Source organism: Cellulomonas sp. URHB0016 (genome assembly GCF_054057935.1).
Genome location: NZ_JBSRZU010000001.1, coordinates 3,888,592 through 3,902,862, shown reverse-complemented (window position 1 = coordinate 3,902,862; position 14,271 = coordinate 3,888,592). Strand labels below are relative to the sequence as shown.

At 71.9% G+C, this 14,271-nt stretch carries 8 protein-coding genes; 6 read left to right on the top strand and 2 right to left on the bottom strand.

Translation table 11 applies throughout. From position 1 onward, the window contains the following. The first annotated feature begins 51 nt into the window (after positions 1-51). The 5 genes from ACVW07_RS17870 (at position 52) to ACVW07_RS17850 (ending at position 9,091) form a co-directional block, all read left to right on the top strand. Positions 52-6,420: a DUF3320 domain-containing protein gene (locus ACVW07_RS17870; protein WP_456820550.1), complete on the top strand. Its 6,369-nt coding sequence runs from the start codon at positions 52-54 to the stop codon at positions 6,418-6,420. A gap of 64 nt (positions 6,421-6,484) precedes the next feature. Then, complete coding sequence (locus tag ACVW07_RS17865; RefSeq protein ID WP_456820549.1) at positions 6,485-6,952, top strand: phage tail protein; 468 nt, start codon at positions 6,485-6,487, stop codon at positions 6,950-6,952. Between the two features lie 25 nt (positions 6,953-6,977). Further along, positions 6,978-7,697 carry an MSMEG_4193 family putative phosphomutase gene (locus ACVW07_RS17860; RefSeq protein ID WP_456820548.1) on the top strand — a complete coding sequence of 240 codons (720 nt, stop codon included), beginning with the start codon at positions 6,978-6,980 and terminating at the stop codon, positions 7,695-7,697. A gap of 10 nt (positions 7,698-7,707) precedes the next feature. Continuing rightward, positions 7,708-8,262: a DUF3090 domain-containing protein gene (locus ACVW07_RS17855; RefSeq protein ID WP_456820547.1), complete on the top strand. Its 555-nt coding sequence runs from the start codon at positions 7,708-7,710 to the stop codon at positions 8,260-8,262. Positions 8,263-8,317: 55 nt separating this feature from the next. Continuing rightward, positions 8,318-9,091: an SCO1664 family protein gene (locus tag ACVW07_RS17850; RefSeq protein WP_456820546.1), complete on the top strand. Its 774-nt coding sequence runs from the start codon at positions 8,318-8,320 to the stop codon at positions 9,089-9,091. Positions 9,092-9,100: 9 nt separating this feature from the next. Here ACVW07_RS17850 and ACVW07_RS17845 read toward each other — a convergent pair whose 3' ends face one another. Together ACVW07_RS17845 and ACVW07_RS17840 are read right to left on the bottom strand one after the other, a co-directional pair. Continuing rightward, positions 9,101-11,122 (bottom strand): vWA domain-containing protein, encoded by a 2,022-nt coding sequence (locus ACVW07_RS17845; RefSeq protein ID WP_456820545.1) that lies wholly within the window; start codon positions 11,120-11,122, stop codon positions 9,101-9,103. Continuing rightward, positions 11,115-12,500, bottom strand: a complete 1,386-nt coding sequence (locus tag ACVW07_RS17840; RefSeq protein ID WP_456820544.1) for a magnesium chelatase — start codon at positions 12,498-12,500, stop codon at positions 11,115-11,117. The genes ACVW07_RS17845 and ACVW07_RS17840 overlap by 8 nt, the downstream gene beginning before the upstream one ends. A 77-nt stretch (positions 12,501-12,577) precedes the next feature. On the opposite strand from ACVW07_RS17840, the gene ACVW07_RS17835 reads away from it, so the two are divergent. Next, positions 12,578-14,245: a phospholipase D family protein gene (locus ACVW07_RS17835; RefSeq protein ID WP_456820543.1), complete on the top strand. Its 1,668-nt coding sequence runs from the start codon at positions 12,578-12,580 to the stop codon at positions 14,243-14,245. Positions 14,246-14,271: the final 26 nt, after the last annotated feature.

The following is a 14,271-nucleotide window of genomic DNA, read 5'->3' as shown; positions in this document are numbered from 1 at the left end:
ATGGGGCGCCGGGTCCGAACGGTCGGGCAAGGCTGCACGAGACGGAGCGGGGTGCCGGAGTTGGACGAGGTCGACCACCATGGCGAGGTCGGTGACGCGCTCGCCCTCCTCATCGACGGCCTGGCGCCGTTCGTCGAGCGCACGTTCGCCGAGCTCCTCCCGGTCGAGGTTCCCTGGACGGAGCTGCTGCGGCGCAAGGACGCGACCGCCGGCAAGCGCGGCGGTGTGTACTCCGAGCGGGATCTCTCGCTGCTGCTGCGTGCCATGACCGAACGGCTCGGCGAGCTGGGGTTCCCGTTCAGCCGCTCCGTCTCCCGTCAGGGGCAGAACTACGCGAGCGAGCTCCGGCAGGTCCGCAACCAGTGGGCGCACAACCAGCCCTTCTCGGGTGCGAGCGCGTTCCGCGCCCTCGACTCCGCCGAGCTGCTGCTCCGGGAGGTCGGGGCCGAGGTGCAGGCGGACCGGATCGCAGCGGCCAAGGGCGGGCTGATCCCTGGCCCGGTCGCCGCTCCGGCAGTCTCGGAAGGAGGAGAACCCGCCGACGTGCAGTCGACGACGGACGCCGACCCGGCGTCACCGTCCGGTGCGTCGACGATCCGCGTCAGCGGTCTGCCGGTCCTCAGCTACGCGATGGCGCACTGCAGGGTGACGGTCATCGACGAGATCGCGGTGACACACCACGGTTCGGACGTCCGCGGCGCTTCGCTCGAGGTGGAGGTGACGTGCGCGGGCGGTTCGCTGGGCGGACCGAAGGTGCTCCTGCTCGACGTCGCCGACGGACAGACCACGAGCTTTCGCACGGTCGGGCTGGTGCTGGACCCGGCGAGCATGCTGGCTGTCGACGAGCAGCAGCCGGGCCGGATCGTCGCGACGCTGCGAGATCCGTCGGGACTGCCGCTGGCGACCACCGCGAAGGACGTCCAGGTGCTGGCCGCGAGCCAGTGGATGGCCCGTCCGGAGCACCTGGCGATGGAGATGCTCGCGGCCCACGTCCAGCCCAACTCCGCGTCGATCGCGCCCTTGCTCCTGGAGACCTCGGACCGGCTCAGGTCGGTGACCGGTGACTCGTCGCTCAACGGCTACCAGTCGGACGACCCCGCACGGGTGGACGCGATCGCCGCGTCGGTCTACGAGGCGATGCGCGGCCGGGACATCCGGTACGCGGAGCCTCCGGCCAGCTGGGGTGGTGTCGGCCAGAAGGTCCGCACACCGCAGGAGGTCCTCGAGGGGCGTCTCGGCACGTGTCTCGACACGACGCTGACGATGGCGGCGGTCCTCGAGCAGGCGGGCATCAACTCGACGTTGTGGCTGCTCAGGGGGCACATCTTCCTGGGGTACTGGCGGTACGACTCCAGCCTCTCGGTCGTGACGTCCGTCGAGGTCGACGAGATCGTCAACCTCGTCGACCTCGGCCTCATCACCCTCGTCGAGACGACGATGCTCACCGGCGGAGCCGACGGCGCACCGTTCGACGACGCGACCCGTGCGGCACGGTCCCGGCTGGGGGGTGACCTCTCCGACGTGCTCGGCGTCACCGACGTCCGTCAGGCTCGCCGGACCGAGATCTTCCCGCTCCCGAGCCGCACCGTCGCAGGGGACGGCCAGGTGGTCGTCACCGTCTACGAGCCGGGGGTGGGGCCCGTCGTCGCGCCGTACCTCGGCAGTCCGGCCGAACGCGCCGCGACCGAGCGGGCATCGGCGCCGGTGCGGGTCGCCCGGTGGAAGAACGCGCTGCTCGACCTGAGCCTGCGCAACCGGCTGATCAACTACACCGACCGGTCCGGGTACCACCTGGAGGTTCCCGGCCCCGCACTCGCTCACCTCGAGGACCTGGTCAACGCACGGAACCCGATCACGCTCGTCCCGTCCGACTCGGTCGGCAGCGTGGAGTCGGCACGAGGGCTCCGCTTCGGTCGAGACCTTCCCGAGAAGGAGCGCGAGGTGATGCTCGCGGACAAGCGAGCGGTCTTCGTCGACGTCACGGGAGCCAGCTACAAGACCAAGCTCCGCTACCTGGCGTACAAGGCGAAGACGATCGTCGAGGAGACGGGTTCCAACAACCTGTACCTCACGTTCGGGATGCTTCGGTGGCGGTTCGGCGAACGCGACCTCCGCTCACCGCTGATCCTCGTCCCCGTCACGTTGTCGACGACGAGCCGGGGCGAGACGTACCGCCTGAGCATCGACGAGTCCGGGGCGTCGACACCGAACTACTGCCTGCTCGAGAAGCTGCGCGTGAGCTTCGGGCTCGAGGTGCCCGACCTGGAGAGCCCCGTCGAGGACGCCTCCGGTGTGGACCTCCCCGCCGCTCTCAGCGCCCTCCGGGCGTCGGTCGCCAAGGCAGGGCTGCCGTTCCGGGTGGAGGAGACTGCGGAGCTCGCGATCCTCCAGTTCGCGAAGTTCCCGCTGTGGAAGGACCTCGACCAGAACTGGGAGACGCTCTCCTCGAACAGCCTCGTGACGCACCTGATCCACACCCCGCTGGAGAGCTTCGTCGATCCGGTCGAGCGTGCGGCCGACACCGACCTCGACGAGCTGGGGGCGCTCGTACCGGTCCCCGCAGACAGCTCGCAGCTCGAGGCCGTCGGCGACGCGGTCGCGGGCCACACGTTCGTGCTCGAGGGCCCACCAGGGACCGGCAAGTCACAGACGATCACCAACCTGCTGGCGCGAGCGCTCGCGTCGGGACGACGGGTGCTGTTCGTCGCGGAGAAGCGGGCAGCGCTCGACGTGGTGAAGAAGCGGCTCGTCGACGTCGGGCTCGGAGACCTGTCGTTGGACCTGCACGACAAGGGGGCTCGCCCTGCCGCCGTCCGCAGCCAGATCAGGACGGCACTCGACCTGCACGTGCGGGCCGACGAGGACGCGATGCGATCCGACGTGGAGACCGTCGACGCCGCCCGGCGGCGCCTCGGCCTCTACGCCGACCGGTTGCACGAGCAGAACGCGGTCGGCCACTCCCTCTACTCCGCCCGGGCGTTCGACCTCGCCTCCGACCACAGCGTGCCGGCCATGGACGTGCCGCACGCACTGGTGTCCGCGGGCTCCGTCGAGCAGGCCGACGAGCTCCGCCGCGCGCTCCGTCGGGTCCCGGAGCATGCCGACCTCGCCCGCCCCCGCCCTCGTCATCCGTGGCGCTTCGTCGACGAGGGGGCCACGCCGCTGGATGTCCCGGGCGTGCTCGCCGCGAGCCGGGATCTCGACGGCGCGCTCCGGCAGGTGATCGACGCCGGCGCGTCCCTCGACCCGCTGCGACACCTCGACCACCCCGACGACGTCCGGGCCTGGGCGCGGCTGGCAGAAGCGCCCAGACACCCGCTCGATGCCGTCGACGCGCTGCACGCTCCCGCGTGGCGAGGTCACCTCGAGACGTTGCACAGCGAGCTCGACGCGCTGTCGCAGGACGGTGCCGCGTGGCGTGCCGTCGTCTCCCCGGAGGTCATGGAGCGCGATGTGGCCGCGATCCACCAGGCCGCTGTCACGGCGGACGCGTCGGGTTTCTTCGGCCGCAAGAAGCGCAGAGCAGCAGTGCTCGCGCAGCTCTCCGACGCGCTCGTCGCGCCTGCGACCTCGGTGCCCCTGAAGTCGCTGTCGACGCTCACCGGCGACCTCGCGGACACGTTCGAACGCGTCTCGGCGGCACGCTCCGCCGCTCGGCAGGTCCCGCTCCCGTTGACCGACGACGCGTGGAACCCTGCGGTGCCCGAGCAGGCGGCGCGGATCCGTGACGAGATCGCCTGGGTCGTGTGGACCGGAGACGTCCTGAGCGACGCGGGCGCTCCCCGGTCGGCAGACCTGCGCGCGTACTACGCGTCGACGCCGCGACATGCTCTGGAGGTCGAGCTCGGCGCCCTGGCCGACGCATGGTCCGCGTTCACGGTCGCCGTCCCCGCGCAGCCCGACGAGCTCCGCAGGTGGCAGGGCGAGTCCGGTTTCCTCCCGTCGTGGCTGGAGTCCCGAGCCGAACGGAACCTCACGACCTCCGTGAGCCTCGAGCGCTGGCTGGACCTCACCCGAGCCGTCGAACCGCTCCGCACCCGCGGGCTGACCGCCGCCCGCTCGGCGCTGCTCGACGGGACGATGGCTCCCGACGACGCGGTGATCGCCTTCGACCGGGGGCTCGCACTCGCCTCCCTCGCCGAGCGGAGCGAGGCGACGGCGCTCGGCGACTTCGACATCGCCGCCCACAACCGGACGATCGAGCGCTTCACCACGGCGTCCCGTTCGGTCCGCGGTGAGCTCCCCAGGGCGATTCCCCAGGCGATCCTCGAAGCGCGACGGTTCAGCTCCGGCGCCGCGACAGGGCAGATGGGCGGGCTGCGCCGCCAGCTCGAACGGCAACGAGGCGGCATGACGGTCCGCGCCCTGATGGACAGCTACGGCGACCTCATCACGCAGATCATGCCCTGCACCCTGATGAGCCCGGAGTCCGTGGCCCGGTTCTTCCCCGCGCGGGCGGACCTCTTCGACATCGTCGTGTTCGACGAGGCGTCGCAGATCCGGGTCGCGGACGCCGTCGGCGCCATGGGGCGCGCGCACTCCGTGGTGGTGGTCGGCGACAGCAAGCAGATGCCCCCGACACAGTTCGCCGAGGCGAGCGCGAGCGCGGAGGACGACGAGGAGTACCTCCCCGAGAACGTGGTCGACGAGGAGTCGATCCTGAGCGAGTGCGTCCAGGCGAGGGTCCCGAGCAAGTGGCTGTCGTGGCACTACCGGAGCCAGGACGAGTCCCTCATCGCGTTCAGCAACCACCACTACTACGAGAACCGTCTCTCGAGCTTTCCCGCACCGCTCCCGCGCGACCCACGTTCGCACCCGGACGGCTACGGGATCTCGCTCGTCCGGGTCGACGGCACGTTCGAGCGCGGTGGCCGGGGTCGGTACCTGAGGACCAACCAGGTCGAGGCCCAGGCGATCGTCGAGGACGTCCGGCAACGGTTCTGGGCGGCGCCGGACCACGTGCCCTCGCTGGGCGTCATCACCTTCAACGCCCAGCAGCGCGACCTCATCGAGAACCTGCTGCGCGACAGCGGCGACGACCGGATCGTCCACGCCCTCGACCAGGCCGACGGGCTGTTCGTCAAGAACCTGGAGAACGTCCAGGGCGACGAGCGCGACTGCATCCTGTTCTCCATCGCCTTCAGCGCGAACGACAAGGGTGTGGTCCCGCTGAACTTCGGTCCGCTCTCCAAGCCCGGCGGTGAGCGCCGGCTGAACGTCGCCGTCACGCGAGCGCGACGCCAGGTGGTCCTCTACGCCAGCTTCGACCCCGGTCACCTGCGTGCCGAGGAGACGACCCAGATCGGCACCAAGCACCTCAAGGCCTACCTCGAGCTCGCCTCTCGCGGGGTCGAGGCGGTGCGCGACGACGGCCGGCGGGTCGCGCTCGTCGACCGTCACCGCGACGACATCGCCGGTGAGCTGCGGCTCGCCGGTCACGCGGTCGGCACGGACGTGGGGCTGTCGGACTTCCGCGTCGACATCTCCGTCGCCGACACCGCCGATCCCGACCGGCCGCTCCTCGCGATCCTCCTGGACGGACCGAGCTGGCGATCGCGCCGAACCGTCGCCGACCGGGACGGGCTTCCGGTCGACGTGCTCAAGGTGATGATGCGGTGGCCAGGGGTCGAGCGTGTCTGGCTCCCCGAGTGGATGAGGGATCGCCCCGGCACCCTCGCTCGGCTCGAGCACGCGATCGCCGAGGCGAAGGTGGTGGCCTCACGACCGGCGGAGCCCGCTCCGGCCCACCCGGTCACCACCCACTCGGAGCCGAGCAGCGTGGCGTCGGCGTCTGCGCAGCCGCCACCTGGCGGGCCGGCACCCTCGTCGGACGGGATCCGACCGACGAGGAGGCACCCGCTCGTCATCGAGTACCGCGAGTGGACACCACAGCGACAGGGCGAGCGGAAGGTCCTCGACGACCTGCCGTTCCACCATGCCGCTGCCCAGGTCGCCCGCGCGGCCCAGGCCGCGATCGAGGCGGAGGGCCCCATCCACCCCGACCGGCTCGCGAAGCTCGTCGCGAGCTCCTTCGGCCTCAGCCGCGTCAGCGAGGACCGCAAGCGCGCGATCCTGGGAGTCGTGCCTGCCGAGCACGCGCCGAGGAACGGCGACGACTTCTACTGGCCGAGCGGGATCGACCCCTCGGAGTGGCCGTACGCGCGTGAGCCGGTCGCCGGGGAGAGCAGGCCCCTGGACGAGGTGTGCTTGCGGGAGATCGCCAACGCGATGCGGATCGCGGCGGAGGAGTCGGGCGGCATGACGGACGACGAGATCATGCTCGCCGCCCTGAACCGCTTCGGTGGACGACGGCGGACCGACGCCATCAGGGAGCGGCTCGCCGGGGCGCTGGCGTTCGCGGTCGCGGCAGGTCACGTCGACCGCGGCGCTGACGGGGTACTTCGGACGGGTCCGCGATAGCTCACCCCCGTGCGGGACGGTGGATAAACTTCCCGGCGTCAGGTCCCCCGCTGAGAGGGTTCACGTGCCGTACGTCGTCGACTTCACAGATGTGTCCACCACCGGGCTGGAGTCCTCGCCGGTGCCGGACGCTCTCGCCGGCCTCAGGGCCAACGAGGCGCGCTACTTCAAGAACAAGTTCGACCACGTCTTCACCGTCGAGCCGGCGGCCGAGGCGGCGGAGACGATCGCGTGGGTGCACGGGATCCTGCAGGACGAGCGTGACCTGGTGATCTCCGCCCGGCCGCTCGAGGCGACGGAGTTCGTGGTCGACGGGACCCGGATGGCGTACGTCTTCTACGAGTCGGGTCTGTCGATCAACGTGATGTACGGCCTCGCGGACGGGACCAAGCGTGCGGTCGGGTTCAAGCTCTCCGACGGCATGGACGTTCCCGAGGAGCTCGCCGCGGCGGGCTTCAAGTTCGCTCGACAGAAGTCCAAGCTCGCGGGCACCATCCGCGGCTCGTACTTCGTGATCAAGCACGAGCACTGAGACGGCGGCTGCCTAGGCTCCGGACATGCCCACCGTCATCCTCGTCCGGCACGGCCGCAGCACGGCCAACGTCGCGGGGATCCTGAGCGGACGCGCCGCCGGGGTCCGGCTCGACGAGGTCGGACGCGACCAGGCCCAGCGGACAGCGCGACGGCTCGCCGACGTCCCGCTGGCGGCGGTCGTCTCGAGCCCTCTGGTGCGATGCCGGCAGACCGCACGGATCATCGCCGCGAGCCAGCGGGACTCCCTCGTACCGCGTCTCGACGCGGGCATCGTGGAGTGCGACTACGGCCGCTGGCAGGGCCGAGCCCTTCGTGAGCTCGCTCAGGAGCCGCTGTGGTCGGTGGTGCAGAACCAGCCGTCTGCCGCCGAGTTCCCGGGCGGCGAGTCGCTCGCCGCGATGCAGGCCCGGGCGGTGGCGGCGGTCCGCCGGCAGGGCGCGGCGCTGGAGGCGGAGCACGGTGCCGGCACGGTGTGGGTCGCGGTCACGCACGGTGACATCGTCAAGTCCGTCCTCGCGGACGCCCTGGGCATGCACCTCGACCTCTTCCAGCGGATCACCGTCGACCCGGGATCGGTCTCGATCGTCCGGTACGGCGCCCGTCGCCCCGAGGTGGTGTCGACCAACACGGACGCCGGTGACCTGTCATGGCTCCGCGCCCCCGCCCCCGTGGGCGACGCGCAGGTCGGCGGCGGCTCCGGCCGTGGCACCCCTGAACCGGTCGACGGCCCGTCCCCCTCGTAAACTGACCGGCATGCCGACCCTCGTGCACCAGTTCGACTGGCCCGACCGTGTCGTCGTCGGCACCGTCGGGCGTCCAGGTTCGCGCACCTTCTACCTGCAGGTCCGCGACGGCGCCCGGAGCGCGAGCGTCGCCCTGGAGAAGCAGCAGTCCTCGGTCCTCGCCGACAAGATCGACGAGATCCTGGACGCGCTCATGGCCGACGAGGGCAACCGGTTCAGCGTCCCGGCCACCACGCCCGCCGAGCTCGTCGACGACGAGCCCCTCGACCAGCCCGTCGAGGAGCAGTTCCGCGCCGGGTTGATGCGCCTGGGCTGGGATCCGGCCACCGCACAGGTGGTCGTGGAGGCGTTCCCGTTCGTCGAGGCCGACGACACCGACGACGAGGCCGGGAAGGACGAGACCGAGCCGACCGAGATGCTGCTGGTGCGCATGCCGGTGGGGACCGCGCGGGCGTTCGTCCAGCGCACCCGTCAGGTCGTCGCTTCGGGTCGCCCGCTGTGCCCGCTCTGCGGCAGGCCCGTGGACGACGGCGGCCACGTGTGCGGCGTCCTCGACGAGTCGTGACGGCCCAGCCCGTGAGGGCCCGGTCCGTGACGGCCCAGTCCGTGAAGGGCGACTCGTGACGGCGGGCGAGCTCGACCTCGTCGCCGGTGAGCTCGAGCTCGTCGGGCGCATCTCGACCGCGTCGAACGCGACCTTCCTCGCGAAGATCGGCGACACCTCCGTGGTCTACAAGCCGGCCGCCGGCGAGCGCCCGCTGTGGGACTTCCCGGACGGCACCCTGGCGTGTCGGGAGTGGGCGGCCTACCTGGTCTCCGAGGCGTTCGGGTGGGACGTCGTGCCGGCCACCTGCCTGCGTGACGGTCCGCTGGGCCGAGGCATGGTGCAGCTCTGGCAGGAACCGGACCGCGAGCAGGAACCGGTCGACGTGGTTCCTGCACGGGCCGCGCCCACGGAGGGCTGGCGCGCGGTGTTCCGGGGCGTCGACGAGCACGACCGGCCGGTGACCCTCGTGCACGAGGACTCCCCTGCCCTGCGGCGGATGGCCGTGTTCGACGTCGTCGTGAACAACGCGGACCGCAAGGGCGGCCACATCCTCCCGACGCGGCACGGTCACCGCTACGGCGTCGACCACGGCGTCACCTTCCACCCGGAGCACAAGCTCCGGACGGTCCTGTGGGGGTGGCAGGGCGACGCGCTCGACCCGGCCGAGGTGGCGGGCGTGGAGCGGGTTCGTGCCGATCTCGACGGCGAGCTCGGCCACCGTCTCTCCGAGCTCCTCGACGATGCCGAGCTGGGCGCGTTGGCAGCCCGCTGCGACCGGCTGCTCCGCAAGGGAGTGTTCCCGGGCCCCCGCGGAGAGATGCCGGCGTTCCCGTGGCCCTTCTTCTGAGCCGTCGGCTCACCACTCCTCGTCGCGACCCCATCCGCCGAAGGCGCCGCTGCGCCGGGAGCGCAGGTAGGAGCCGATGACCGCGGCGCCGAGGTCGTCGGCCTCGGGCGTCACGACGGTGCCTCCGGCCCGCTTGGCGATGGCATCGACGAAGCGGGCGAGGGCGGGGTCGTCGCCGAGGCGGAAGAACGTCGTGCGCGCGCCCAGGCGCGTCGAGGCGTCCAGCTCCCGGACCGCGAGCGCGATCGTCAGGGGGTGCGGCGGGTAGTCGAAGAAGACCTCACCGTCGGACTCGAGGTGCGACGTCGGCTCGCCGTCGGTGACCACGAGAAGCACCGGTTGAGCGTTCGGGTGCTTGCGGAAGTGGCGGTTCGCGAGCAGCAGCGCGTGATGCAGGTTCGTCCCCTTGTCCCACTTCTCCTCCAGCCCGACGAGCTGCTCGATCTGCATGACCGACGCGCTGCGTCCGAAGCCGATGAGCTGCAGGTCGTCGCCGCGGAACCGGCTCGTGACCAGCGTGTGGAGGGCGAGCGCCGTGCGCTTCATCGGGACCCACCGGCCCTCCAGCGCCATGGAGAACGACGTGTCGACGAGCAGGGCCACGCACGCCTGCGTCCGCGCCTCGGCCTCCCGGATCTCGACGTCCTCGACCACGATCTGGACCGGTCGCCCGTCCGGACGCCGCTCGGCGGACAGCCGGGTGAGCGCGTTGGTGATCGTCCGGGTGACGTCCCACGGCTCCGTGTCGCCGAACGCCCACTCGCGGGTCGACCCCGACGGCTCTCCGGCACCGCCGGACCGGCGGACCTCGTGGCCGCCCGTCCGGCCCGACATCGTCTCGGCGACGGAGCGCAGCACCGCCTTGCCGAGCTGCCGCATGGCCTTCGGCGTCATGGCGAGCTGGCCGTCCGTGCCACGACGGAGGGTGCCGGACTCGCGCAGGGCCTTCTCCAGCCGCTGCAGGGTCCGCGCGTCCACCACCGCGTCCGACCCCAGCTGACGCGCCAGCTTCTCCAGGTCGAGGTCGTCGAGCTGGGAGCCCTGGTAGGACTGCGCGAGCTGCTCGGCCAGCGCGTCGAGATCGGCGAGGTCCTGGAACACACCCGTACCGTCCCCGAGCCCGAGCCCGTTCTCCCCGTCCAGCCGCTCCGATCCTCCCCAGTCCTCCCCGGGCCGCAGGGAGCGCAGGCTGTCGTCCAGCCGACCGAGGCCGCTGATGAGGTCGGGAGAGCCGAAGGCCTGCTGGGCCAGTGCGTCGAGCTCGTCGCGCTGCTCGCGCGTCATGGAGTTGCGCATGCGCTGCGCAGCGGCGGCCCGGTCCGCGAGCGCGTCCAGGAGCTCGTCGAGGGTGCGTGGCCGCTCAGGAAAGTAGTCGCCGTGCTTGGCCATGAAGTCGTCGAACTGCTCCGGAGTGTCTTCGCCGCGCCTTCGGGCGTCGAGCAGGTCGTTGAGATCGGCGAGCATCTCGCTCAGGGCGGCCCGGTCGGCGTCGCTCGCGTTCTCCAGCGCCTGCTTGATGCCGGCGAATCGCTGGTCCAGGACCTCCCGGCCGAGGAGGTCCTTGATCTTGTCGAACTCCGCCCGCGCCTCACCGCTCCGCCAGTCGTAGGCGCTGAGGTCGTTGACGGCCGCCGCTGGTGAGGACGGCAGGTCGTCGAGGAGCATCTGCGCCAGGGCACGGTCGCCCTCGTCCATGTCGACGTCGCGCGCGAGCTGCTTGCGCTCGGCCAGGACCGCGCGGTCGAGCAGCTCCTTGACCTCCTGCAGCGTGCCGTCCAGGTGGTGTGTGCGCGTGAGCGTGCGGCGCCGTTCCACGACCCGCCGCGCCAGCTCGTCCAGCCCGGCGCGGTCCCGCCCGCCGCGCCTCAGGAACTCACGCACCGCCCGCTCGGGCGAGGAGCCCGCCATGACGTCCTCACCGATCGCGTCCAGCGCCTCGGCGAGGTCCACCGGCGGCGCGAGCGGGTCAGGCCCGTCGGCGTACGGGGTGTACCGGGAGCGCCGGGACAGCCGCCGGTTGGCCCTAGCCATAGATGGTCTCGCCGCCCCCCGACTCCTTGCTGATCCGGCGAGCCAGGTACAGGCCCTCCAGCGCGAGCTCGATCGCGGCGGCCCGCTCACCGTCGTTCGTCGCGCCGAGCCGAGCGCAGATCTCGTCGTAGAGCTCCGACTCCCCGAGCGCGGGCAGGCCGGTCAGCACGTGGCGTGCCGGCACCTGCTCGCCGGTCGACACCATGGCCCCGCCCTGGATCGCGTCCACCAGGAGCCCGAAGTCGACGCCCCGGAAGTGCGCCCGGACGGTCTCCGCCGTCGCGGTGCGCAGCAGGTGCTCGAGGATCTCGTCCTCGCGGCCCTCCTCGCCGGACTCGAACTCGATCTTGCCCGCCAGGACGTCCACCGCCGTCTCCAGGTCGACAGGCCTCGCCACGGCGGCGGCTTCGCCCTGCCGTGCGGCACGGTGCAGAGCCGAGGCGGCGACCGTCTCCGCCCCCGCGATGGCGAACCGGGCGCTCACCCCGCTGCGCTGGTCGACGGCGCTCGACTCCCGCAGCGCCCGGGTGAAGCGAGCCAGGATCTCGACGAGGTGGTCCGGCACCTGCGCGACGAGCGCTGCCTCCTGACGGATGACGGCGACCTCGTCGGCCAGCTCCGTCGGGTAGTGCGTCCGGATCTCCGCGCCGAAGCGGTCCTTCAACGGCGTGATGATGCGGCCGCGGTTCGTGTAGTCCTCCGGGTTCGCGGTCGCCACCACGAGCACGTCGAGCGGGAGCCGCACCACGTAGCCGCGGATCTGGATGTCTCGCTCCTCCATCACGTTGAGCATGGCGACCTGGATGCGCTCGGCGAGGTCGGGTAGCTCGTTGATCGCGACGATCCCCCGGTGGCCGCGTGGGACGAGGCCGAAGTGGATCGTCTCGGGGTCGCCGAGCGCACGCCCCTCGGCGACCTTCATGGGGTCCACGTCGCCGATCAGGTCGGCGACGCTCGTGTCCGGGGTCGCGAGCTTCTCGACGTACCGCTCGTCACGGTGGCGCCACGTGACCGGCAGGTCGTCGCCGAGCTCCGTCGCCCGACGTCTGCTGGCCGCGGTGATCGGCTCGAACGGGTGCTCGCCGATCTCCGACCCGTCGATGACCGGGGACCACTCGTCGAGCAGTCCCACCAGCGTGCGCAGGAGCCGCGTCTTGCCCTGGCCCCGCTCGCCGAGCAGCACCACGTCGTGACCCGCGATCAGCGCGCGCTCGAGCTGCGGGACGACCGTGTCGTCGAAGCCGTGGATGCCGGGCCAGGGATCGTGCCCTGCGCGGAGAGCAGACAGGAGGTTGGTACGGATCTCGGCACGCACCGACGTGTGCACATGCCCGGACGCACGAAGGTCGCCGACGGTTGCGGCTGTGGGACGCATCATCCGATCGAGCGTAAGCCCGGCGCGGCCGGATGCACCCGTGCGTGGCCCCCGCCGCTCGCCTGTGCGAGTTTTGTCCCGTGCACCGCCACGCGTTCTCGACGCACCGCCTCACCGCGCGCCTGCGTCGCACGCCGCGCTCCGGCGTGCACCTGCCGGCGATCGCCGGAGGCCTGAGCGACCTGGGCTGGTTCCTCACCGCGGAGCAGCGGGGCAACGACGCCACAAGGATCCGTCCCTGGACGGAGGGCAACGATGTCCGCCCGCTCGTGCACGGCTCCACGTACTTCGCGGTCCTCGCCAAGGCGCTGGCCCAGGCCGGCACAGGCGACCTGGTGCTGTTCAGTGACTGGCGAGGAGACCCCGACGAACAGCTGACGGACGGTGGTGCGAGCGTCACTGACGCGCTGTCGGCAGCGGTGCGGCGCGGCGCTCTGGTCAAGGGCCTGATGTGGCGTTCGCACCTGGACCGGTTGCGGTTCTCGAGCGAGGAGAACCGCAACCTCGCGGAACGCGTCAACGAGGTCGGTGGTGAGGTGCTGCTCGACCAGCGTGTGCGCGCGGTCGGCAGCCACCACCAGAAGTTCGTCGTCATCCGCCACGCAGAGCGGCCCGCCGACGACATCGCCCTGCTCGGCGGGATCGACCTGGCGCACGGCCGGCGGGACGACGCCGACCACCACGGCGATCCGCAGGCCCTGCCGTTCGCCCACCAGTACGGGCCACGGCCGCCCTGGCACGACGTCCACGTCCAGATCCGTGGCCCGGCCGTCCGCGACGTCGAGGACGTGTTCCGCGAGCGGTGGGAAGATCCCGCCGCCCTGTCCCGGCTGCCGTGGCAGGCGATCCCCGACGTGCTGCACCGGGAAGACCGCGAGTCCGGCCCGCTCCCGCCGCCAGCCGCCGACCCGCCCGAGGCGGGCACGTGCGCAGTCCAGCTCCTGCGCACCTACCCCCGGCGCCGACCCGGCTACCCGTTCGCCCCCGGCGGCGAACGCAGCGCCGCCCGCGGGTACGCCAAGGCGCTGCGGCGAGCCCGCCGCCTCGTCTACGTCGAGGACCAGTACCTCTGGTCGGCCGACGTCGCACGCGTGTTCGCCGCCGCGCTGCGCCGCGAGCCCAGGTTGCACCTCGTCGCGGTCGTGCCCCGGTACCCCGACCAGGACGACCGGCTCGGCCTGCCGCCCGTCCGGCTCGGCCACGCCCGGGCCCTGCAGATCGTGCGTGCCGCGGGTGGCGACCGCGTCCAGGTGCTCGACGTCGAGAACCGGGACGACGACCCCGTCTACGTGCACGCCAAGGTCTGCGTGATCGACGACGTGTGGGCCACGGTGGGCAGCGACAACTTCAACCGCCGCTCGTGGACGCACGACTCCGAGCTCACCGCGGCGATCCTCGACCGGCGTCTGGACGGACGGTCCCCACGGGATCCCGGCGGCCTCGGCGACGGTGCGCGACGGTTCGCCCGAGAGCTCCGGCTCGAGCTGTGGCGCGAGCACCTCGACCGTGACGACGACGCCGGGCTGATCGACCCCGGCGAGGCGGTCGAGGCCATGCGCTCGAGTGCGGCCGCCCTCGACGCGTGGCACGACGGAGGGCGCTCGGGCCCGCGTCCGCCCGGTCGGCTGCGGGTGCATCCTGCCGTGCACCTGCCGCTCTGGCAGCGACTGCTGGCGGCGCCGGCGTACCGCGCCGTCGTGGATCCCGACGGGCGGCCGGCGTGGATGAAGGTGCGCGGGGAGCACTGAACGTCACCGCTCGCACGACACGGGCC